Annotated in this window: 17 protein-coding genes; 10 read left to right on the forward strand and 7 right to left on the reverse strand. The window is 43.5% G+C overall.

Going from position 1 to position 22,316, the window contains the following annotated elements; genetic code table 11:
* Nucleotides 1-153 precede the first annotated feature (153 nt).
* On the forward strand, nt 154-2,004 hold the full coding sequence (locus ACTXGJ_RS10035) for a hypothetical protein (RefSeq protein WP_443565843.1): 1,851 nt from the start codon (nt 154-156) through the stop codon (nt 2,002-2,004).
* Between the two features lie 49 nt (nt 2,005-2,053).
* Here ACTXGJ_RS10035 and ACTXGJ_RS10040 read toward each other — a convergent pair whose 3' ends face one another.
* Complete coding sequence (locus ACTXGJ_RS10040) at nt 2,054-3,211, reverse strand: MalY/PatB family protein (RefSeq protein ID WP_443565845.1); 1,158 nt, start codon at nt 3,209-3,211, stop codon at nt 2,054-2,056.
* 264 nt (nt 3,212-3,475) lie between these two features.
* Between ACTXGJ_RS10040 and ACTXGJ_RS10045 the strand changes: the two genes are divergently transcribed.
* From ACTXGJ_RS10045 to ACTXGJ_RS10055, 3 genes are all read left to right on the forward strand, one after another.
* On the forward strand, nt 3,476-4,300 hold the full coding sequence (locus ACTXGJ_RS10045) for a hypothetical protein (RefSeq protein WP_443565847.1): 825 nt from the start codon (nt 3,476-3,478) through the stop codon (nt 4,298-4,300).
* Between the two features lie 50 nt (nt 4,301-4,350).
* The gene (locus ACTXGJ_RS10050; RefSeq protein ID WP_443565849.1) at nt 4,351-4,530 is read left to right on the forward strand and encodes a hypothetical protein; all 180 of its coding nucleotides are present in this window, start codon (nt 4,351-4,353) and stop codon (nt 4,528-4,530) included.
* Between the two features lie 491 nt (nt 4,531-5,021).
* A complete protein-coding gene (locus ACTXGJ_RS10055; protein ID WP_443565851.1) occupies nt 5,022-7,421 on the forward strand; it encodes a hypothetical protein in 2,400 nt (799 codons plus the stop codon).
* A gap of 328 nt (nt 7,422-7,749) precedes the next feature.
* Here the strand turns inward: ACTXGJ_RS10055 and ACTXGJ_RS10060 are convergent, their stop codons facing one another.
* Complete coding sequence (locus tag ACTXGJ_RS10060; protein WP_443565852.1) at nt 7,750-8,550, reverse strand: crotonase/enoyl-CoA hydratase family protein; 801 nt, start codon at nt 8,548-8,550, stop codon at nt 7,750-7,752.
* A 160-nt stretch (nt 8,551-8,710) separates the two neighbouring features.
* Between ACTXGJ_RS10060 and ACTXGJ_RS10065 the strand changes: the two genes are divergently transcribed.
* Together ACTXGJ_RS10065 and rlmF are read left to right on the forward strand one after the other, a co-directional pair.
* Nucleotides 8,711-9,376, forward strand: coding sequence for a LysE family translocator (locus tag ACTXGJ_RS10065; RefSeq protein ID WP_439242064.1), 666 nt, complete (start codon nt 8,711-8,713; stop codon nt 9,374-9,376).
* Between the two features lie 65 nt (nt 9,377-9,441).
* Entirely contained in the window at nt 9,442-10,476 is a 1,035-nt protein-coding gene (gene rlmF, locus ACTXGJ_RS10070) for a 23S rRNA (adenine(1618)-N(6))-methyltransferase RlmF (protein ID WP_443565855.1), read from the forward strand.
* Between the two features lie 152 nt (nt 10,477-10,628).
* Here the strand turns inward: rlmF and ACTXGJ_RS10075 are convergent, their stop codons facing one another.
* The 5 genes from ACTXGJ_RS10075 to dnaA form a co-directional block, all read right to left on the reverse strand.
* Nucleotides 10,629-11,246 (reverse strand): manganese efflux pump MntP, encoded by a 618-nt coding sequence (locus tag ACTXGJ_RS10075; RefSeq protein WP_439242060.1) that lies wholly within the window; start codon nt 11,244-11,246, stop codon nt 10,629-10,631.
* Between the two features lie 107 nt (nt 11,247-11,353).
* Entirely contained in the window at nt 11,354-13,999 is a 2,646-nt protein-coding gene (gene gyrB, locus ACTXGJ_RS10080; RefSeq protein WP_439242058.1) for a DNA topoisomerase (ATP-hydrolyzing) subunit B, read from the reverse strand.
* Nucleotides 14,000-14,444: 445 nt separating this feature from the next.
* A complete protein-coding gene (recF, locus tag ACTXGJ_RS10085) occupies nt 14,445-15,743 on the reverse strand; it encodes a DNA replication/repair protein RecF (RefSeq protein ID WP_443565857.1) in 1,299 nt (432 codons plus the stop codon).
* Nucleotides 15,718-16,893, reverse strand: coding sequence for a DNA polymerase III subunit beta (dnaN, locus tag ACTXGJ_RS10090; RefSeq protein WP_443565858.1), 1,176 nt, complete (start codon nt 16,891-16,893; stop codon nt 15,718-15,720). Before dnaN ends, recF begins: the two co-directional genes overlap by 26 nt.
* Nucleotides 16,894-17,073: 180 nt before the next feature.
* The gene (gene dnaA / locus ACTXGJ_RS10095; RefSeq protein ID WP_443565860.1) at nt 17,074-18,573 is read right to left on the reverse strand and encodes a chromosomal replication initiator protein DnaA; all 1,500 of its coding nucleotides are present in this window, start codon (nt 18,571-18,573) and stop codon (nt 17,074-17,076) included.
* Between the two features lie 685 nt (nt 18,574-19,258).
* Here dnaA and rpmH point away from each other — a divergent pair.
* The 4 genes from rpmH to yidC all read left to right on the forward strand — a co-directional run bounded on the left by rpmH (nt 19,259) and on the right by yidC (nt 22,244).
* Nucleotides 19,259-19,393, forward strand: a complete 135-nt coding sequence (gene rpmH / locus ACTXGJ_RS10100; protein WP_007394757.1) for a 50S ribosomal protein L34 — start codon at nt 19,259-19,261, stop codon at nt 19,391-19,393.
* Nucleotides 19,394-19,555: 162 nt separating this feature from the next.
* Nucleotides 19,556-19,942 carry a ribonuclease P protein component gene (gene rnpA / locus ACTXGJ_RS10105; RefSeq protein WP_443565862.1) on the forward strand — a complete coding sequence of 129 codons (387 nt, stop codon included), beginning with the start codon at nt 19,556-19,558 and terminating at the stop codon, nt 19,940-19,942.
* Nucleotides 19,929-20,327, forward strand: coding sequence for a membrane protein insertion efficiency factor YidD (yidD, locus tag ACTXGJ_RS10110; RefSeq protein WP_443565863.1), 399 nt, complete (start codon nt 19,929-19,931; stop codon nt 20,325-20,327). The genes rnpA and yidD overlap by 14 nt, the downstream gene beginning before the upstream one ends.
* Nucleotides 20,328-20,561: 234 nt before the next feature.
* Complete coding sequence (gene yidC / locus ACTXGJ_RS10115; RefSeq protein WP_439242045.1) at nt 20,562-22,244, forward strand: membrane protein insertase YidC; 1,683 nt, start codon at nt 20,562-20,564, stop codon at nt 22,242-22,244.
* Nucleotides 22,245-22,316: the final 72 nt, after the last annotated feature.

The raw sequence follows: 22,316 nt of genomic DNA on the forward strand, positions 1-22,316 counted from the left end.
TGAATAAGTCATCGTTTATTTCATTAAATGCAATTGTTAATAGGATTGTATCGGTTTTATTTGGATTAGACTATATTACTCAATCGAAGTCGCACTGGATTTGATAATAAAATTCTAAAGTACATAGAAGGTTTTATTTTACATAAGCCAGACTTGTGTAGATTTATTGAAGAATACGATCAACCTAGGCAAAAAAGTCAAAGAGAACTAGAGTATGAAAGAGAAAGCAGAAATAGACGCTTAGAAAAAAAGCTAAATCAACAGAGAAATAGAACTCAATTGAGAGAAAACAGAAAGGATCTTGAAGCAGGTGATTTTCATACTTGTTTTTATCCTGCTAATATCTTGTTGAAACGTTATCCTGACTTGCAAAAAGATCTTCACCCTTACACTACTTTAGAACATCTACTTAAAGAAGACTTAACATATTCTGCAAGAAAAGGTTTCGAGAATAGTTTGTTTAATAGCATTCCAAAGCCATTAGACTTTGTGCTCAACAAACACAGAGCAAAAGAAACTGTACTATATGCAGGTATCTACTGCCGTTATTTAGATAATAAGCTCTTAGACGACTTAGATGACAACATCATTCTAGTATGTGCCATTATTATAGCTATCAATAGTTATCTAAGCTCTAATTATGACTCTCAGATTGGAGTATTTGAGTTAGTTAAGAAACAAATCATTGATAGAAATCTAAAAAACAAATTAATAGATAATCTATTATTACCTCAGTTTGAGTATAAATGGGAATATATCAAAGGTATTCACTGGTTGATAAAAACAGAAGTAACAAATACTGACATAGACAAAATTGTCAATATTCTTGAAAACTACACTTTGAATAAGCAAAACCAAAGGCGTTTGATTGAAGCTATCATCAACCATAAAAGACTTGATAAACTAGAGCCTTTAATTCGTCGCAAGGTTAGTAATATAGAATATTTGAATGAAATTGATGATTTGGAAGATGCTAGTCTTTGGCTTGCTTTATACAGTTATGTTGACGAAAAAAACTTCATAACCAAAGCAAAGTGTTTTAGGTATATGCGTGAACTATACTGGGAACTAAGTGAGCTATATCAGCAAAGTGGAAATAGTAAAAAAGTCGCATGTACAGACTTCATGAAAGAGTGGATTATTTATCGTTATCATTTTACTTTTTCAAACATATCTAGACCTTTAGGAACAAGTTCAGGTAACCGTAACCCATGGCAAGCTAGCGATTTCATTTATGGATTACTTGTAGATTTGAGTAACATACCTTCTGATAAAGCTTATCAGACTCTCAAAGGCTTTCAGTCTTCAATTCATAACAGCTATCAGACTCATATCACTAACCTCTTATTTCAGCAACAAAATAAAATACGCGAGCAAAATTATGTACCTCCCTCTTTAGAAATCTTACTAAATATTTATGAGAATGAGCTACCCAAAGACTGTTTAGATTTAAAGGCATTTGTTATTACATTGTTAGATGAAATACAAGCAGAAATTTACGGAAGCGAAACGGATCCACATAAAGTTTTTTATCAGTCTATATCGACAAATGCGAAAAACGTTCCGCATGGTGAAAATGACTGTCGAGATAGATTAGTTGATTTGTTGAAGCCTAAATTACAAGTCTACGGTTTTAGCTTAGAAACGGAAAGAGACATGCCTGACGATAAAAGGGCAGATATAGTTTGTAGGAATACTAGTTTTCAACTTCCTATCGAAGTAAAAGGTCAATGGCACGAAAAGCTATGGACTGCAATGAACGTTCAGCTTGGCGACTTGTATTTAAAGGAGCACCAATCTCAAGGACAAGGTATTTATCTCATATTTTGGTTTGGTCAGAACGTTGTTGCGAATAGAAGTTTAAACACTACTGCTTTTAATAAAACTGGAATCAGCGAAAAGCCAAATAGTGCGAAAGAATTAAAATCGTTTCTGGATGATCGTATTGAAGATAAGTATAGGAATAGTATTGAAATATATGTTATGGATATTAGCCGTAACTAATATCCATAACATATGCTATTAACATCTATCAAAAACCGTCTTGCTCTGTTCAACACCTAAAAGCCGCATAAACCCGATTTAACCCCTCACGCAATAGCGTTTTCGGACACGCCACATTAATACGCATTTTTAGATGACCCTCGTGACCGTATTTAATACCAGAATTTAGCTCAACTTTTGTCGCGCGCAGTTTGTCATAAAGCGCCTGATTGTCCTCACCGTATGCCGAGCAATCGAGCCAAATCAAATACGATGCTTCTGGACGCATCACCTTGATATCAGGTAAATGCCCTTTTAAGAAATCTATCGTAATCTCAATATTTTTTTCAATATAAGCCAGCACCTGTTCAAGCCACTCGCCGCCCTCTTCATAAGCGCTTTGCATCACCGTATAGGCAAATAAATTTAGCTCGTATTCATCATTTAAATGCTGCTGCTGGCTGATTTTTCTGATTAACGCCTCATCTTTAGCAAAGATCATCGAGCCTTTGATACCCGCTACATTAAAGGTTTTGGTCATAGAGGTCAGGCTGACGACGTTATGCGCGTAGCTTTCTGCTTCTGCTAATTTCAATAAAGGCGTAAATTTATGACCGCTCAAGGTTAAATCTTGATGAATCTCATCACTGACAATCGCGACATTGTGTTTTTTACATAGCGCAAGCAGTGCTTTAAGCTCCTCTCTTGTCCACACGCGCCCGCCCGGATTATGCGGGTTGCATAGCAGATACAGCTTTACTTGATGCTCGATAATTTTAGCTTCGATATCGTCCAAATCCAGCTGATATTTTCCCTCTACTTCCTTTAACGCCGATGTCACAAGCCGGCGATTATTTTGCTTCACTTTAGTCATAAACGGCGTATAAATGGGATCATTGACCAGTACCGCACCCCCTGTCTCGGTGAATATCTGCATCATCAGCGCAAGACTTGGCACCACGCCCGGTGAGAATAGAATATTTTGCTTATTCAATTGCAAATCATAGCGACTGCCGTGCCAGTTGATAATGGCATCAAACAACCCCTCGGTAGGTTTGGTGTAACCCAAGATGCCGTGATCCACCACACGCTGCACACTATCCAAGATAGGCGAGGCTGCTTTAAAGTCCATATCAGCCACCCATAGCGCAATGGTATCGTCGCTATAGTGCCACTTGAGTGATCCCGTCCCGCGTCTATCTATGATCTCATCAAAATTATATGGCATTGGCATTCTCCTTTATATCAGTGAATAGCGAGTGTGTTTTTGAGCGATAACCGCTCATTCGTCAGCTTAAACAACCTTTGAGAGTTTAACACTATCATTACTTGCATGATGCGCAAGAATTAGTGTTACATTACTGTGGCGGACTCCACATCTCATCAGTTTATCGATGCCAGAGTACGCTGATAGTGTACTATTTATAAGATTTTGGCACTTGCCAAAACCACTACCTGAGCCAAGATGGCTTATTTAAAAGGACTTAATATTATGAAAATGGACTTTTCACGACGCTCTGCACTAAAGATGAGCGTGCTGACTTTAGCAATTGCAAGCGTCGCTGCTTGCTCCAATATGACCACCGCTGGCAAATCTCAACCGATGACTGCCAATGCTACTAGCAGTACGGCCCTCATTTTGGGCAATAGCGCCATGTCTACTGGCACGAACGACACCGTCGCTATCGGTAATATGGCGAACGCTGGTCTTAATTCAGCGACAGCTGTCGGCGGTCAAGCCAACGCCGCAGGTCTGGGCTCAACCTCTATCGGTTGGCAATCAAAAGCCACTGCTGAACGCGCGCAAGCCTTTGGTCATCTCGCTAATGCAAGCGGCGTACGCTCTACCGCTGTCGGCGAAGCGGCTATGGCAGGAGGCACCAACGATACCGTCGCTGTCGGTAACAAGTCTAATGCAGGTCTAAACTCAGCAACGGCTGTCGGTGGTGAAGCCAATGCCGCAGGTCTCGGCTCAACGTCTATCGGTTGGCAGTCCAAAGCCACTGCCGAGCGCGCGCAAGCTTTTGGTCATATCGCCAATGCTAGTGGCGTTCGTTCAACCGCTGTCGGTGAGGCGGCGGCGGCCCAAGGGGCAAACTCGGTAGCTCTCGGTAACAAATCTATGGCAGGCGGCATGAACAGCATCGCTATCGGCAACGGCGCGATGGCAGCAGGCAGTAACCAAGTCGTCTTAGGTAGCGCCGGACAAGTACAATCGAGTACCGCATCACAGTCGGGTACGGTCAGAATAGTGACTATCGATGACAACGGCACATTAGGCACGATGCTGGTTGACTACTATAAATCAGCGCGCTAAGACGTTCGTTGCCAATATTGGCAGAGCTATAAGATAGTTTAGACAAAATAATGAGACCTCGCTATGGCGGGGTTTTTTTGGCTTGCACGATTATATTTTCTATTGATCAAAGTACACGCCTTAAGAATATAAATAAAGGTCTATCAATAGGGCGTGTTGAACATTCAACCATGGCACTGCTGATCGCTAAAATGGTTCCAGACACGGCGCAAGTCGAAGATAATGTCTAGACCTTAGCTAGACTTGCAACACAGTATGGGGCAATTTTAGCATCAGCCTGAAAGGACAGGACTCTTTTTTGCCGCTCCTTTGATAAAAATAGACGCTTAGAATAACTAAACTTACTATTTTTATCTTTGAATCGACTAAAAAATAGTCTCTGTCAGTGCGTATTTGTGAATGTTCAACACGCCCTAATATTTATAGATAAATCAATAGCTTTTACTGCGTATCTTACTCAAAAGTAGTAGTAGCAAATTCGTTTTATAGACGGTTTAGAGACATCTTTTGACCATCATTGTTTATTCGTCGGCTTAAATGACCTTTTATAACCTAATCTTATTATTAGTTAAATCATAATCAAAAATTAGTGTTATCTTCGAGATGCAAACTCTATGCTTTATTTAGGACAGAGGATGTTGATATTGCAAGGATTGTGATCTATTAGCATTGACCAAACTACCCACAAAGCCATAAGGCTTCTCTAAAAGGATTTAGCATTATGAAAACGGATTTTCTTCCATGCTCAGCACTCAAAATCAGTGCACTCACTCTAGCTATTGCCGCCGCTTCTTTAAGTACTAACACTGTTATGGCAGCTGAATGTCAATTAGCTAGTGGAGATACAGGAGGCGCGACCAGCTTTGGCACAGACGCTCTAGCTTGTGGCCCTAACACTAGCGCTTTCGCAGATAATTCCACTGCTGTCGGTCAAAACTCATTCGCGTCAGATGAAAACGCTATAGCAATCGGTAACACTGCCTTTGCCTCGTTTGAAAACGCTATCTCAATTGGTGCCAACTCCCAAGCTGACGGTGTTGATGCCGTCGCGCTTGGCGGCGGTGTGTCTGAAGATGGTTCGCGTGCCGGCGCACAAGCCTTGGGCAACTCAACGACCGCCATTGGTGGTGAGAGCTTGGCAAACACCCCTGGTGCAACCGCCTTGGGCTGGCAGGCAGAAGCCTCTGGCGCTATGGCTACCGCAGTCGGACATCAAACGACCGCATCAGGTGCTCAAAGTTTTGCTGGCGCTGAAGATGCGGTGGCGTCTGGTACCAATGCGGTGGCTATAGGTAACACTGCCATCGCTTCAGGCGACGACGGCGTGGCAATCGGCGGTGATCGCTCAGGCGAGCGTGCGACGACGGCTTCAGGTACATCTTCTACTGCTATCGGCGGACAAGCGCAGGCCACCGCTGCAGGGGCAACCTCTATCGGCTGGCAGTCAGAAGCTACAGCTGAGCGTGCGCAGGCATTTGGTCATTTAGCATCAGCTCAAGGTGTCCGCTCACTTGCTATCGGTGAAAATGCCGATGCACAAACTGACCTGTCTACTGCTATCGGTAATGAGTCAATTGCCAATGGTACAGACGCTTTGGCAATTGGTGATACTGCTCGTGCAACTGGCAACTCAACCACTGCAGTCGGCGGTGAGTCATCTGCTAGTGGTCCTGGCGCTACTGCTATTGGTTGGCAAGCGGTTACTCAAGGCAATCGTTCAACAGCGCTTGGGCATCAGACTTCCGCAATTGGTGTGCAATCAGTCGCCGTTGGTGAAGATGCAACGGCTACAGGCAATGGTGCCATCGCTATTGGTGGCAACAACGACATAAATAATGACGGAAACTTGGACGAAGACGGTGTTGGATCAAATGCCAATGGTAATGATGCTGTGGCTATTGGTGCTGGTGCTAGTGCTCAAGGTAACTCTACGACTGCTGTAGGCGGCGAATCAGTTGCTACGGGTGCTGGCGCAACCGCCATCGGTTGGCAGTCAGGAGCAAACGCTGAGAGAGCGCAAGCTTTTGGTCATTTGGCTCAAGCAAATGGGGTAAGGTCGCTAGCAGTAGGCGAAGCGGCTACCGCTGGCGGCGATAACGACACCGTCGCTATCGGCAATACCGCGAACGCTGGTAATAATTCAGCGACAGCAGTCGGTGGTCAGGCCAATGCAGCAGGTCTAGGTTCAACCTCTATCGGTTGGCAATCAAAAGCCACTGCTGAGCGCGCGCAGGCCTTTGGTCATCTCGCCAATGCGAGCGGTCTACGCTCTACTGCTGTTGGTGAGGCCGCCGCTGCTAGCTCAGACAATGCGGTCGCTATCGGTAACAACTCAGTCGCCTCAGGTCTCGATGGCGTAGCAATCGGTGGAGATAGAAGCGGGGTTCGTCAAACGACGGCTTCTGGTACGTCCTCAACCGCTATTGGCGCGCAAGCGCAAGCGACGCAAGCAGGCGCAACCGCAGTCGGTTGGCAGTCGACTGCTAGCGCTGAACGCGCACAAGCCTTTGGTCACTTGGCGTCGGCAACTGGCGTACGCTCTACCGCAGTCGGTGAGGCGGCAGCAGCAGGTGGTTTAAACAGTATCGCTATCGGTAATCAAGCATCTGCCGCAAACGATAACCAGATTGCTCTTGGTGGCGCAGGTCAAATTCAAGCCAGTACCGCTTCACAGTCAGGGTCAACTAACATTGTTACTACCGACGCCAACGGTACTTTGGGCGCAAGCGTCACTGTAGATTCACTGGCTACCGCCAATCAGCTGGCTAATACCAACTCCCAGCTTGCCAATACCAATACGCAAGTGGCTAATCTAGGAGTAGCATCTGCTAATAACTCCAGACAGATTAGTGATCTGCGTAGCGAGTACAATCGTCATGAAGACCGCTTGGATGAAGCCGAAGACGGCATCGCTATGGCCTTAGCGCTTGAGACCCCAGTCATCCCCTCAGGTAAACGCTATGCTATGACCTTTGGTACCGGTTATTATAATAATGGCTCAGCGCTAAGCACCTCTTTTGCTGGGCGCGTCAGTGATAGTATGACCATCTCAGCTGGTGCCGGCGTCGGGCTTGATACAGGTAAAGTTGGCGCACGTGGCGGCGTGACTTTTGCTTGGTAGACAAAGTTAATATCATTTAACCCGATAAAAAAAGCCCTGCAATTGCGGGGCTTTACGTTGATTAAAGGCGTTTAATAAGTGCTTATTTCTATTTAGCAGTCACTTATTGAATTCAGCTTTCCTGCATTAAGTGATTACCATCAAACTCTATATTTTAAAACCCAACGCGCATTTTCCAGTAGATCAGTACCGCGCTCAAGCTAAAGAACGAGCCGATTGTCGAGACGATGACAATAAAAATAGGGGCAGTGATATTGATAATGTCTAACATGGTAATCATTGCCCTTGATGTCATAAAGCAATTTTAGAATAAATATAAGTCGAAGCTCTAGCGCCCTTTAAACTTAGCCGCGCGGCGCTCTACCATCGCCATCGCGCCCTCTTTAGCATCTTCTGAATGAAACAGATGCGGCAAATAGCCATGAATATTCGCCAGTGCGACTTTTGCACCATTACGACTGGCATCTTGTGCTGAGGACAGTAGCCCTTGTACGCCGAGTGGTGCGGCGGTGCAGATCTCTTGCGCTATCGTTAGTGCGCGCTCATACTCTTCACCATTCGGCACCACTTCGCTGACCAAATTGAGTCTATCTGCGGTTTGCGCATCGAAGTTCTTGCCAGTCAGCAAATACGGCATGGCTTTTTGCCAGCCAGCCGCCGCGACAAATCTGACCGTCGCGCCGCCAAATGGCATGATACCGCGCTGGACTTCCATTTGTGCAAAGTTGCAGTTGCTACTAGCAATAACCACATCACTATTTAGCATCAGCTCAATGCCAGCGGTAAAGCAAGTGCCTTGGATGGCGACGACGACGGGTTTGCTGCGTAATTTACCACCGATGCCCCACGGGTCAATTTGCGTCTCATCAAATTCAAACGCGCCTTTGTCCCATTTATCTTGTAGCTCCATGAGATCAAGGCCTGCGGTAAAGTGCTCGCCGTGTGCGAAGATTAACGCACAGCGTAGATTATCGTCGTTGTCATATTTAGTAAGTGCTCTAGAGAACTGCTTAATCATATGGCTGTCAAAGGCATTGCGCTTGTCGGCGCGATTGAGCCCAATCAGACAGATAGTGCCGTTGATCTCATAGGTAATGCGGTTGTCCGTATCGTTACTTTGCGTAATCATAGTTTTATCCTTTTTTGTTGGTATCGCTTTAATCAACGTGCTTTCAATATAGCCACCCCCACTCTATAACACAAGCAGCAAAGCCATTATCAATATAAGTTGACCTGATTTATGATAGCTGCCACTATTATGCAACTTGTAACCCTTATTAGAGCGCGTTATGGAATTTTGGCACGGTTTTCTGCTTATCACTAGCGTACATTTGCTAGCGGCCGCCTCGCCTGGCCCTGATTTTGTTTTAGTTTCACGTGAAACGTTAACCAAAGGTCGGCGTACCGGGATAATTTGTAGTTTAGGAATTACCTTAGGCCTATCGATTCATATTATCTACTCAGTATTAGGACTGGCGACTGTGATTGCACATTCGCAGCCATTACTCACTGCTATTAAATGGTTGGGTGGGGCATATCTGATTTATCTCGGTTGGCAGGGGATTAGCGCTAAGCCAAAACATCCAACAGTGACAGTAGATACTCATTCAGCAGAGCAATCTACTGTATCACTAGCGCAGAACACAACTGCAGCCGAATCTACCTTTGCCACCCTACGCCGTGGTTTTTTCTGCAACGTCTTTAATCCAAAAGCGCCTGTGTATTTCGTGGCGATATTTACTCTCGTATTATCACCCGGTATCCCGCTTTGGCAACTGGCCATTTATGGCGTGTGGATGATGGTGTTACAGATGGCATGGTTTAGCACTGTGGTGATGCTACTCTCTATTCCAACAATTTTGCGCCGTTTTCAGCGTTTCGAGCACTGGATAGATCGTATATTAGGTAGCGCGATGATTGTATTAGGCTTAAACCTTATTTTCCGCAGCCGATAAGCGCTTTGCTATTGATGAAATCTGCTAAACTAGTCGGTTATATTCACACCTTATAGCCTACTATTATGACCAATTTCTCTTCTAGAAACAGCAGTCCAAAACATAGAAACAGATCCCCAGCAACCGCGAAAAAGCTGGGGCAATTACATCCGCGCAATCCGCATCAAGGTCGCTATGACTTTGCAGTATTGACGCGTGCCTTACCTGAGCTTGCCAAGTATACGATTACTAACCCTAAGGGCGAGCCGACAATTAATTTCTCTGACGCTGAGGCAGTACGCGTGCTTAACCAGGCGCTACTCGCGCATTATTATGGCGTCAAGTTTTGGGACATCCCTGAGAGCTATTTGTGCCCGCCTATCCCTGGGCGCGCCGATTATATTCACTACATCGCCGACTTGCTCGCGCAAACGACCCATGTGAGTAGCGACAATAGCCCGCCTACGAGCAAAGATATTCATGCACTCGATATCGGCACCGGTGCCAGTGCCATCTACCCTATTATCGGTAGCCAAAGCTACGGTTGGCGTTTTACTGCTAGCGACATTGATCCGGTATCAGTCAACACCGCTACGGTTATTAGCCAAGCTAATCCCAAGCTAAAAAGTGCGATTAAGGTCAAGCTACAACCTGAACCGAAGTATATCTTTAAAAATATAATCGGTCGCCAAGATTATTTTGATGTCGTGGTCTGTAACCCACCGTTTCATGCCTCATTAGAGGAGGCGATGGAGGCTAATAGCCGTAAGCAGCATAATTTGCAAAGACATCGCGGCAAGAATGAAAGCGTGCAAATCAGTCGTCACTCAACCAAATCTGGCAATGCAGCACAAAACCTAAACTTTGGCGGTCAACATAAAGAATTATGGAGTGAGGGCGGCGAGATTGCTTTTTTGACTAAGATGATTAAAGAGAGTAAAGATTTTGCTGAGCATGTCGGCTGGTTCACAAGCTTAGTGTCCAAGTCTGAAAACGTGAAACCTTTGCAGCAATTATTAAAGCAAATAGATGTGGCACAGATGCGCATTATCGAGATGAGTCAAGGTCAGAAGAGTACGCGAGTATTGGCTTGGCGTTTTAATATAGATGAAGCTGAATAATGTCAGCATGAAACAGTTTTTAGTTTATGGCCCAATTATAGTTCCACATGAAACCATGTTGGTATCTTCCCTAAAAATTGTTTCACGTGAAACAAAAAATCCCATTCTAATAGTAGAATGGGATTTTTTATCCTACCATCAAAATGGATTGATTAGCTAAAAAACATCATTTTTAAACCAATAGCAATAAGCACCACCCCGCCTAATGCTTCCGCTTTATCCTCTAGCCAAACTCCTGATTTTTGACCTAAATATATCCCAAAAAAACTAAAGACAGCAGTTACTATGCCAATAATTAAACAAGCCAACCCAGCGTTTAAAAGCAACAAGTTAAGCGTAAATCCTGCCGCCATCGCATCAATACTAGTCGCAATTGCTAAAGTAAACATAGTGCGTTGACTAATAGTGTTTTTTCCATTATTTATGACAGTAACTGCATCATTAGCATCGACTTCTATATGGAGCGCCCTCTCTACGGTACCCTCCTCGCCGCCTACGAATACGTCGTAAAGCATTTTTCCGCCGAGTAGGATAAGAATAGTTCCACCAATCCAAGGCGCAGTAGCAGCGAGCCATCCTAACAGTGCCGCCCCTAACCAGTAACCGATAAGGGGCATGACGCCCTGTGCAATACCAAAATACAACGCGGCGTAAATAGCTAAGCGTAATAGATAATAGCGACTTTGCTGTTGATTTTTTGCGCCTAAACCAATGGCTACAGCAAATGCATCCATTGCTAAAGCTGTAGCTAGTAAGATAATTTCAATCATTTCACTCTTCGTTCATTAATAGGTACATCTCATATAGGTTTCACATGAAACGAAAAAGTCATCTTGCGAGCAAGATGACTTTTATTATAAATAAATATTAAACAAAGTTAGATATCTAAGTTAGAAACCGTCAACGCATTCTCTTCAATGAAGACACGACGTGGCTCGACATGATCACCCATTAGGCAAGTAAACATATGATCAGCAGCGATAGCATCCTCGATAGTCACGCGTAGCATCCGGCGATTCTCTGGGTCCATCGTGGTATCCCAAAGCTGATCGGCATTCATCTCGCCCAGACCTTTATAACGCTGAATAGCCAAACCGCGGCGCGCATCTAGCATCATCTGCTGCCATAGATAATCAAAGTCGCGTATCGGAATATCCTTAGTTGTGCCACTACCCGCTTCCCGGCGAATAAAGGCGCTATCTTCTAATAAGGTATTCCACTCCGCTGATAAACGCAGCAGCTTGCTATACTCACCTGAGTTGATAAAGCTAGCATCAAGCAGATAATGATGAGCGAGCTGATGCACATAAATAGTGACTCGCGGTAGCCACTGGGCTTTGTTCGATATCATCTCACTGTTAGGAGCGGATTGAGTCTCACCTTCCATCTCTAGCTGCGGCTCTGACTGCGCATTCATGCCTAATAGATCAGCAGTGACCGCATCCGTAGCGGCTGAAACTGGCGCATGAATATCGACCAATTCAATCTCTGGGCTCAACCCATCACCAAATTGGTTCAGCTGGGTTTGTAGCTGCGCCTGCCACTCCTCCATCGCTGACTTATCATAAGTCATATCGGTACTCAGCTTCGGTGTATGCGTTAGCGCATCTAACAACGTCGCTGGGAAACGAATTTGCAAGCGGGCTTTTATCAGCTGCGTTTGGTTATAATCATTGAGCAGCGTTTCTAATGCTTGTCCAGTGATTGCTGGCGCATCTTCACTGACGTGCAACTTAGTATTATCAATCGTCGAGGACAATAGATAAGCTTTTAGCGCTTCATCATCTTTAAGGTATAGCTCTTGACGACCTTTTTTGACTTTATAAAGTGGCGGCTGCGCGATATAAATATAACCGCGCTCAATGAGCTCAGGCGTTTGACGGAAGAAGAAGGTTAATAACAACGTCCGAATATGCGAACCATCAACGTCCGCATCAGTCATGATGATGATTTTGTGATAGCGAACTTTGTCCGGATTGTACTCATCAGGGCCGATACCACAGCCAAGCGCGGTAATTAAGTTACCTACTTCCGCAGAGGAAAGCATTTTATCAAAACGTGCGCGCTCAACGTTGAGGATTTTACCTTTAAGCGGCAAAATCGCTTGCGTCTTACGGCTACGACCTTGCTTAGCACTACCGCCAGCAGAGTCACCTTCCACTATGTACAGTTCTGACAATGCCGGATCTTTTTCTTGGCAATCAGCAAGTTTACCGGGCAGACCAGCGATATCGAGTGTCGTCTTACGACGGGTCATCTCACGCGCTTTACGCGCCGCATCACGGGCACGCGCAGCATCGATAATCTTACCGGCGATAGCTTTACCTGCACTTGGGTTCTCTAATAAGAAATCATTGAATTTGTCGTGCATCGCCGATTCAACTGCAGATTTTACTTCGCTTGAAACTAGCTTATCTTTAGTCTGACTAGAAAACTTTGGATCAGGAACTTTAACAGAGACAATAGCCGTTAGACCTTCACGCGCGTCATCACCTGTAGCGGTAACTTTCTCTTTTTTGAATAAGTTTTCGCGATCCATGTAGCTGTTGAGCACACGGGTCAAGGCTGAGCGGAAACCTGATAAATGGGTACCGCCATCGCGCTGCGGAATATTATTGGTGAAGCACAATACCTTTTCGTTATAAGTATCGGTCCATTGCAATGCCACTTCGACCGCGATACCGTCGTCTTGCTCGCTGGTGAAATGAAAGACGTCATTGATGCCGTCTTTGCCAGCATTGATGTAGCTGACAAACTCAGACAAACCGCCTTTGTGCTCAAACTCATGACGCTTATCGATGCGTTCATCAGTTAGGACAATGCGCACACCCGAATTTAGAAAAGAAAGCTCACGCAGACGCTTAGCTAAGATATCATATTCAAAGATAGTACCCGTAAACACATCACTACTTGGATAAAAGCGGATTTGGGTCCCTGTCTTATCCGTGGCTTCCATTTGCTGGATTTCACTATCAGGTACACCGTCAGTATAGGTTTGCTGATAATGATAGCCTTCACGCCAGATATTCATCTCCAGCTTTTTGGATAGTGCGTTGACTACGGACACCCCTACCCCATGTAGACCGCCTGAGACTTTATAGCTATTATCATCGAACTTACCGCCCGCATGTAGCACCGTCATAATGACCTGCGCCGCTGATACGCCTTCCTCAGGGTGAATATCGACAGGAACGCCGCGGCCATTATCGCTGACACTGACCGACTCATCTTCATGAATGACGATATCGATCTGGTCACAATGACCGGCGAGTGCCTCATCGATAGAGTTATCGACAACCTCAAACACCATATGATGCAGCCCAGTACCATCATCGGTATCGCCGATATACATCCCTGGACGCACGCGCACCGCCTCAAGTCCGCGCAAAACACGAATGTCCTTAGAGCTATAATCAGAAGGCAAGCCTTCAGGCGTTATAGTATCGAGTATATTGCTCTCAAGCGTACTGTCTAAACTGGCTGTGTCCAACTGCTCGTTATCGATAGGTAATGAGTCACTCATGTGCATTCCTTAATCAAGCCGTGATCAGCTAATAATCGTGAGCTAGCTTTATATAACTCGATACAAAACTAGCATATCTACTAAAACATCTTAGATTTCAATTTTTACTGTGGAACGTTACTCCCGCAGCAATATTATCAATAATTTAGTGCCTGATTAATAATAAAAAGTATGAAATAAAAGTTACAGAATAGTCGCTGAAAATAGGGCAAATATAAAGCCTTATTTTAACATTTTTTTGGCTGTAAGTCACTGTTTACTGGCTATTTATGGCTAAATCATGAGTGAAATTGAAGATAATTGCTCGATTGGAGTAAAAACAATTTAAAGCTACAAATCATAGAACAAAATACGCCAAATTATGTTATTAATAACAAGAATTTCGCTCTGTATCACCTAAAAAACGATTAGCTCATACGAGTTTAATTGACTTAATAAAAGTAACTTAATTAAAATGGCTTAGATATCCTTGTTTCATGTGAAACTTATTAGGAGATAACCAATACCGATTGACTATAGGTAACACATCCGCCGTCAAGCTGGTCATAAACACCTGACAAGGCAGCTTGGCTAAAGTAGAAAGCAGAATATCTATTGCTCTATCGTCTAACTCAGCGGTGATATCATCTAATAGTACGACTGGTGTCGTTGTAGTATAGCTATCGGTTTGCAAGTTTTGGCTGACCGATTCTTCAGTAGGGACATCGTTGAGCAATAGTGGTAATTGCGATAGACGTAATGCGGTGATAAGTAGCTTCTTTTCGCCGCGAGATAAGACGTTCGCGGCTTGCTCCTTTAACGTAGGTAGCTTTTGCTCTTTTGACGCGGACGGCTTAGTTGTATCTGTCTGGTACTCCGCTGCAGCTTTTGACTGTTCATCTCTTACACCCATGTCACTCTGGGAGCGCCAATGCACATGAATATCAGCACGGTGGCTACCGATACGAGTATAGCCAAGCTGCAGATCTTGGGCTAGACGCTCTTCTAACTGTACATCTAGTGGTGTCGTAACATCGTAGCCGGCATGGTAGCTTAGACTGATTTGCTGAGCGTAGGACGGTAACAGCTGCGCTATACTTTTTTCAAAGTAAGGCTGCCAAGCTAGAAATACCTGCTCACGATAATGATGAATAAGCGCAGCATGATTAGCCAGTCCTTTATTCCAAGACTTCAGCTCTGCTAATTGCACTTGTGTTAGGCTCTTGCTTTGTTTAAGCAGACTGTTGCGCTGTTTTAGGAGGCGCTGATAGGCTACCCACTGCGGATGAAAACCTTGTTTCATGTGAAACACTAACCAATCGAGTAGCTGACGACGACTAGCACTCCCCTGCTCTAGCATATCCATTGATGAGGGATCTATCAATAACGTTGGTAGCTGTTCGGTGAGAATACTTTGGTTATAAACGGTACTCTGATTGAGACGTAAAATGGTAGTAGCATCAGTCTGCTTTTGGATCGCCAGGCTAGTATCATCGCTCAAAGTGGCATGTACCGTGGCTGATGGTCTATGGTGCTGAACATAGCGCTTAGGCTGACTGTGACGAAAGCTTTTACCACGTGATAATAAGAATATCGCCTCTAACAGTGAGGTTTTGCCACTACCATTTTCTCCAATGATGACATTACATGCTGCTGCTTGCAGTTTGACTTGCTGAAGATTGCGTAAGTCTGTCGCTTGTAAACGTTCAATCATAATGATTACGAAAGCCTTATCGAGCTTAGATACGCATCGGCATAATGACATATTGATGAAACTCGTCACCCAGCTGGTTGACTAGCACCGAGGCGTTAGACTGACTCATATGCATTTGTACATCGCCTTGAACTACGCCCAAGACATCTTGTAAATAAGCGGCGTTAAAAGACAGCTCCATAGGCTCACCTTGATACTTCGCCTGTATCATCTCCACCGCTTCATCTTGCTCGGCATTATTAGCCCTTATCTCAACCATACCGTCGCTAGCGAAATTAAATACTACTCCGCGTGATTTCTCATTACTCAAAATTGCCACCCGGCGCAGTACATCAGTCATTTTTTCTTGACTAAACAAGGCTAACTTATCGGTATTACTAGGCATAACTCGGCGATAGTCGGGAAACTTACCATCAATTAGACGCGCAGTAAAAGTTACCATCAAGTCCGTGCTCACTTGCCCGGCGCTATCAACCTCACCAAACGGTAAACTAACTTGCAAAAACTCACGACCGAAACTCAAAGTGACGGTGTTATCTCTATCCCCTAGCATCTTACCAAGCTCAGTGGCCAAACGCTCTAGCTCAATCACCGCCTTGCGTGGCAGTATCGCTTGCATACTTAAGTCGCTATCAATATCGATCACACTACGCGCTAGCGCTAATCGGTGACCGTCAGTCGCTACTGTGGTTAGCTGCTGCTGTGACACATCAAAAAGCATACCGGTCAAATAATAGCGTACATCTTGGATTGCCATCGCAAACTGGGTTTTATGAATAAGATCTATCAGACGGCTACGGCTAATCGTCAAGGCGGTGATATTTTCAGGGTTACCCAAGCTTGGATAGTCTTCGCTTGGTAGAGTCCCTAAAGTAAAGCGGCTTTTACCACTTGTCAGTAAGCAGCGCTCGTTCTCTTGCGTAGTCAGATTGATCTGCGCTTGAGCCGGTAACGATTTGCAAATATCTTTTAGCTTCATCGCTGGCAAAGTCGTTGTGCCCGCTTCGATACAAGCGCCAGCAGGCAACTTAAGCGTAGATGTCAGCTCAACCTCTAAGTCCGAAGCGGTGAGTACCAGCTCAGAGTCAGAGAGTTGTAGTTTTATATTACCCAAAATCACCATATTATGACGCTTATCGGCGGCCTTAGCGATTAAGTTAATAGCTTTTAATAACGACTCACGATTAATCGATAATTGCATGCTAGGTACTCTTATTTTTTAGGAAATCTGTTTTTTAGGAGTTTAGGCTTAAAGTGACGTCATTAAGACATCTATCCTTAGAATAGCCTTAAGTTTGAGCGATTAAATAGTACTTATTATAAACTATATTTAGCTACTAAAATACCGCGCTACTATTTGGTCTTATTCGGCTTGTTGGTCTTATCCAGCTTGCAGCATCATTGCTAGCGCTTTGTAGTCTTTATCTACCGTAGGATCTTCAGCACGTAATTGCGCCACTTTTTCACAGCCATGCATGACCGTTGTGTGATCGCGACCACCAAAAGACTGACCTATATCTGGGTAACTATCGCCTGTTAGCTCACGAGATAACGCCATCGCTATTTGCCGCGGCCTGGCGATACTACGAGTGCGTTTGCGGCCCATCAGATCCTTCACACTGATATCGTAGTACTCGGCCACAACTTTGCGAATATTATCCATATTGACCGCTTGTACCCGCATAGCGACGATATCTTTGAGTGCATACTGTACCATCTCAAGCGTCACTGGGGCACCAGTCAAGTTGGAGTTGGCAAATACCTGATTAAGCGCACCTTCCAACCTTCTCACGTTAGAGACCACATTTTGTGCGATAAATAAGGCGCATTCTTTCGGTAATGTCATACCAAAAGAAGCCGCCTTTCTTTGTAAGATCTGTACGCGAGTATCAATCTCAGGTGGCTCCACAGCGACTGTCAGACCCCAAGAGAACCTTGAGCGAAAGCGTTCATCAAATTCAGTCATTTGTGAGGGATGTCGATCTGAGGCCAGAATGAGCTGTTTATCGCCACTCGTAAAATCAGCAAATAATGTCAAAAACTCATTACTGCTTTTCGTCTTTCCAGCCAACACATGAATATCATCAACAATTAATAAATCAACTTTTTTAATCTTCTTTTTAAAATCTTCTATTTTATTATTTCTTAAAGAATAAACTAATTGATTAATAAATTTCTCAGAAGTGAAATAATAAAAACTTCTATTATTTTTTACATAGCGCTGAGCAACAGAGTGCATTAAATGCGTTTTTCCTAAACCTGAAGGCCCATATATAAATAAGGGATTATGTCTATTTTTTGATTGGCGCTTACTCAGCTCATAACAAGCCTTATAGGCGAGGTTGTTTGACTTGCCAGTGACAAAGGTTTCGAAAGTGAAATCAGGGTTTAAATAGCTAAGAGACTTTGCATCAGCAGAGTCATTTGACGCTGCATATCGCTGGTTATTTCCAGCATCTACTTTAGGGTCAGAACTAAAGTTACTGGTATTGTTTTTTGGTGACGCTGGGGTAGGGGAGGAGAGATTATGCTCATTAGTAAACAAAGAATCTACTGTTTTAGTATGCTCGCCGTTATTGCTATCCGCAGCACCTTGTATGTAGCTTTGATCCTCATTTTGATTGCTATGATTAGCATTGTCGACACGGACCACCACGTCCAGAATATTGCCTTGACTGTGCTTAGCTACCAATTGACGAATGTCTTCTAAATGGTTCTTTTTGATATAAGAAACAAAATAATCGTTGGGCGCTCTGATGACTAGTGTTTGTGCTTCTTCATGAGCGGATAAAGGTCTTAACCACATCGTAAAGACATTATCTTTAACATGATAACGCAGGTCATCCAAGCATTTATCCCAAAGTGTCGCCGTGTCTATCATAAAAAACTAACCTCATTAGCTAGTACTAGGTAAGTATCATAGCGCTTGTATTTATAATAATAGCAGTCTTTATAGCCCAAAAATTTAGCGACTACTGCCCAATAAGGACCGATATCTACAGCCTGCATAGTAAGAATTTAAAGTGATATTTTGCTATAAATCTTAGTAAAGCAAGACCGCTAATCTATCATAAATAGCCTGTGGATAACATCCTGTTTTTTGGGGATAAGTCTGTGGATAGTTTTGGGGATAACTTTATAAGCTAAGTTACCCACATTCCATCCCCAAGTTGTCCACAGGGTTACCCATAGTCTAGTGACTTGATAATTAAGTATTATATCGACTTATCCGCAGAAATTTGGGGTCCCAATAACAACAATACTTATATATATTAATAGTTAATTATTATAGAGAACGATAAAATCTGTGGATAACTTTTCTAAAACTTAACAAGAAGTGATAACAACAAAAGCAACTAAAAAACAAATGAGTTGCTTGTTAAGGGGTTAATTTACAACCTGTTCTAATTAAACTAAAAAAGTAAATTTAGCATTCTTTGTCATTAGCGATTGGCTATAATTGACCCTGCTAGTAAAACAGTTCATTAGTTCGTTGACCTAAATATGCGAGAATGGTATAATCCTGCATTATTTTGATTTTAGTCCATTATTTTGATAGGTGAGTTATGAAACGTACATTCCAACCCAGCGTGATCAAGCGTAAACGTACTCACGGTTTCCGTGCACGTATGGCAACGAAAAAAGGCCGTCAAGTATTGGCACGTCGCCGCGCTAAAGGACGTCATCGTCTTACTGTGTAATTGGCAACTAACCTCAGCTATTGATTATAACTGAGAGATAGCCATCTATTAAAAGCGCCCATATAGGCGCTTTTTTTGTCTCTATATTTTGTACTTTATGATTCTTAACTTCTTTTTGTAGCTCCTTTTATGTGACTACTAGCTCTTATTACAGGCTCTACTATGTCCAATACACTTTTAGCTACCAACAGCTATCATTTTACCAAAGAGCAGCGTCTACTCACTCCAGCGGCTTTTCGTGAGGTATTTGATGCTCCTGAGCGTAAATTGCATCAAAGTCATCTCATGGCTTTTGTACGTAGCAATACTTTACAGCAGCCACGGGTTGGGATGGCGATCACCAAGCGCAAGGTACCCACTGCAGTGAGCCGTAATCTAGTCAAACGTTTAATCCGAGAAAGTTTTCGTAATCAAGCAGCTAATCTAGAAAATAAAGATATTGTTTTTATAGTTAAAAAATCTATAAAAGAAATGGAAAGCAAAGAGATAAAAAAAGAAATAAACAGTATTTTAAAAAAAATAGAAAAAAATAAAAATGAATCTATATAAAAAAATAATTAATAAAACTATGTATTTGTTTTTATTTAATATTATTAATCTATATCAAAAAATAATAAGCCCAATATTACCGGCACGCTGCCGCTATTACCCCACTTGTTCAAATTATGGCAAGCAGGCGTTAGCTTGGCATGGTGTTTGGAGTGGGGGTTGGCTGTTGATAAAGCGTCTTGGTCGCTGTCAGCCTTGGGGTGGACATGGCGTTGATTTTGTTCCTGTTCCACTAGCTAGCTATCATTACAAACCCTTTTATCCATCTCTAGCAGAATCGTTCGTGAAAGAGGAGTTAAATGACGCTACCAGTAGTCATTTGATTAGCAGCGTCTATCGTGACACAAGTAGCTATGTCGCACGGCTAAACTATCTTATGCGTTAAGATAAAGTTGATGTGGATAATCAAAGGCAGTTATCCACAATTAATTCCTACTCAAGCTAAGTTATCCACAGCCTATCCACACTCTTGGTATCATTTAGGCTTGTTTTTTAGTAAAATAATGCACATTTTATGTTAATGATTGCTAATACTGCTATTAGCAGCAAAACGATTTATTAAGCAATCGTGATGCATGCTCTAATTTTAGTTCCCTAATATTTAATCTAGGACAGGTTTATGCAAAAGATATTACGGGTAATGATCATCATTGCGATGCTAATTACCGCTTATCTGCTGATTTTGGCATGGCGAGATGATTATGCTGATGCGCCAGCTGTAGAAACTACGCCGAATGCGGCAACTACAGTAGGAGGTGATATTCCCTCTACCACTGGTGCAGCGGGTGACATTCCGGCACAGACGATACCGGTCAATGAGGGCCTTGCGTCCACCGCTCCGGTTAAAGATACCAATCTTATCTCTGTCACTACCGATCGTTATGACGTCAAAATCAACCCTGAAGGTGGCGACATTGTTTATGCTGCGCTAAAGCAATACGACGCAACGCTCGATAGCGATGAACCTTTTGTATTGCTTGAGAACAATAGTAATCGTGTCTATGTCGCTCAGTCAGGCTTGATCGGTCAGAACGGTATCGACACTGCAGATGGCCGTGCCAGTTATCGCTCTGCAACTGATAGCTATATGATGGAAGAGGGGCAACAAACCTTATCAGTACCGCTAACCTATCAACAAGATGGCGTCACGGTAACTAAGACTTATACCTTCACCCATGGTAAATACCCTATCGATGTCAGTTATCAGATACAAAATAGGTCAGCGCAGCCGTGGCAAGGACAGATGTTTGCCCAGCTCAAGCGTGATGATAGTAAAGACCCTGGGATGTCTGATAAAGGCGCGCTGAGTATGGCGACTTATCTAGGCGGCGCTTGGGGAACACCTGATGATCCGTACAATAAGCTCAAGTTCGGAAAGTTTAGTAATGATGAGCTCAGTGTCACTAGCGATGAAGGCTGGGTTGGTATCGTACAGCATTACTTTGTATCTGCTTGGACACCAGAGAACTTCACTGGCCAATTCTTCAGTCGTGAGACAGGCAACGATTATTTTATTGGCTTTAACAGTCAGCCTGTTAATATTGCCGCAAATAAGCAGCTGACTTTAGATGCTACTTTGTACGCTGGTCCTAAAGTACAGTCTGAGCTCAAAGAGGTAGCTGTCGGTCTGAATCAAACCGTTGATTACGGTTTATTATGGCCAATATCGAAGATACTTTTTGCTATTCTTGATGGTATCCATAAGGTATTAGGTAACTGGGGTTGGTCTATTATTGTCCTGACTATCTTAGTGAAGATTGCTCTGATGTGGTTCTCTAACAAGAGCTACTATTCAATGGCGAAGATGCGCTCTTTAGCTCCGCGATTAGCAGCACTAAAAGAAGAGCATGGCGATGATCGCATGAAGATGTCGCAAGAGATGATGGCTATCTATAAAGAAGAGAAGGTCAATCCGATGGCGGGTTGTTTGCCGATTTTGATGCAGATGCCTATTTTCTTAGCTTTATATTGGGTATTAGTTGAGAGTGTTGAGCTTCGTCACGCGCCTTGGATTTTATGGATTCAAGACCTATCCGCAATGGATCCTTGGTTCATTCTACCGCTACTGATGGGCGTCTCTATGTTCATCCAGCAGCAGTTAAATCCGCAGCCTGCCGATCCTATGCAAGCTAAGGTTATGAAGTTTTTGCCCATTATCTTTACCGCTTTTATGTTGTTCTTCCCAGCCGGTCTAGTACTATACTGGACAGTGAACAACTTATTTAGTATGACGCAGCAATACATCGTCAATAAGAAGGTCGAAGAAGAGCAGAAACGTCGTACCGTTAAGGTGTTAAGCTAATTAAGTTTTGATTAGTTTAGTCATTTAAAACCATCGCTTAGGCGGTGGTTTTTTTATAGTTATACTTGCCAA

Origin of the sequence: Psychrobacter sp. 1Y11 (genome assembly GCF_052259045.1) — a bacterium.
In the GTDB taxonomy this organism is placed as follows: domain Bacteria; phylum Pseudomonadota; class Gammaproteobacteria; order Pseudomonadales; family Moraxellaceae; genus Psychrobacter.

Excerpts from the sequence above, each read along its gene's own strand:
- ACTXGJ_RS10040 (WP_443565845.1), bottom strand. The coding sequence starts at position 3,211 with ATGCCATATAATTTTGATGAGATCATAGATAGACGCGGGACGGGATCA.
- ACTXGJ_RS10045 (WP_443565847.1), top strand. The coding sequence starts at position 3,476 with ATGAAAATGGACTTTTCACGACGCTCTGCACTAAAGATGAGCGTGCTG.
- ACTXGJ_RS10050 (WP_443565849.1), top strand. The coding sequence starts at position 4,351 with ATGAGACCTCGCTATGGCGGGGTTTTTTTGGCTTGCACGATTATATTT.
- ACTXGJ_RS10055 (WP_443565851.1), top strand. The coding sequence starts at position 5,022 with ATGAAAACGGATTTTCTTCCATGCTCAGCACTCAAAATCAGTGCACTC.
- ACTXGJ_RS10060 (WP_443565852.1), bottom strand. The coding sequence starts at position 8,550 with ATGATTACGCAAAGTAACGATACGGACAACCGCATTACCTATGAGATC.
- ACTXGJ_RS10065 (WP_439242064.1), top strand. The coding sequence starts at position 8,711 with ATGGAATTTTGGCACGGTTTTCTGCTTATCACTAGCGTACATTTGCTA.
- rlmF (WP_443565855.1), top strand. The coding sequence starts at position 9,442 with ATGACCAATTTCTCTTCTAGAAACAGCAGTCCAAAACATAGAAACAGA.
- ACTXGJ_RS10075 (WP_439242060.1), bottom strand. The coding sequence starts at position 11,246 with ATGATTGAAATTATCTTACTAGCTACAGCTTTAGCAATGGATGCATTT.
- gyrB (WP_439242058.1), bottom strand. The coding sequence starts at position 13,999 with ATGAGTGACTCATTACCTATCGATAACGAGCAGTTGGACACAGCCAGT.
- recF (WP_443565857.1), bottom strand. The coding sequence starts at position 15,743 with ATGTCATTATGCCGATGCGTATCTAAGCTCGATAAGGCTTTCGTAATC.
- dnaN (WP_443565858.1), bottom strand. The coding sequence starts at position 16,893 with ATGCAATTATCGATTAATCGTGAGTCGTTATTAAAAGCTATTAACTTA.
- dnaA (WP_443565860.1), bottom strand. The coding sequence starts at position 18,573 with ATGATAGACACGGCGACACTTTGGGATAAATGCTTGGATGACCTGCGT.
- rpmH (WP_007394757.1), top strand. The coding sequence starts at position 19,259 with ATGAAACGTACATTCCAACCCAGCGTGATCAAGCGTAAACGTACTCAC.
- rnpA (WP_443565862.1), top strand. The coding sequence starts at position 19,556 with ATGTCCAATACACTTTTAGCTACCAACAGCTATCATTTTACCAAAGAG.
- yidD (WP_443565863.1), top strand. The coding sequence starts at position 19,929 with ATGAATCTATATAAAAAAATAATTAATAAAACTATGTATTTGTTTTTA.
- yidC (WP_439242045.1), top strand. The coding sequence starts at position 20,562 with ATGCAAAAGATATTACGGGTAATGATCATCATTGCGATGCTAATTACC.